At 69.2% G+C, this 328-nt stretch carries 2 protein-coding genes; both read right to left on the reverse strand.

The features are described from left to right. On the reverse strand, nucleotides 1-198 hold a 198-nt coding region (locus AC0L3X_RS47495; protein WP_473317665.1), incomplete at its 3' end, for an NAD-dependent epimerase/dehydratase family protein. Further along, on the reverse strand, nucleotides 170-328 hold a 159-nt coding region (locus tag AC0L3X_RS47500), incomplete at its 5' end, for a GDP-mannose 4,6-dehydratase (RefSeq protein WP_473317666.1). The genes AC0L3X_RS47495 and AC0L3X_RS47500, both read right to left, overlap by 29 nt.

A 328-nucleotide genomic window follows, 5' to 3' on the forward strand; every position in this document is an offset into this window, starting at 1 on the left:
TTGCGGCCGCGTCCTGGCGAACCAGTCGAACACGGCGGCCTGGTTGCAGAGATCGACCTCGCGCCGGTCGACCGTGATGAGCCGCACGTCCTCCCGCGCCAGCCGGCGCACCAGCGCGGCTCCGGCCATGCCGCGATGGCCGGCGATATAGACGCTTTTGCCCCTCAGCTCAAACGGTGCGTTTGCCACTGGCCGCATCCCGTTTTGCCTCCGCCAGGTCGCTCGTCATCATCTCCTCGACGAGCTGGGCGAAGCTGCGCTTCGGCGTCCAGCCGAGCACCTCGCGCGCCTTGCTGGCGTCGCCGACGAGGAGATCGACCTCGGTCGG

It is taken from the genome of Bradyrhizobium sp. MI1.7, from assembly GCF_055811795.1.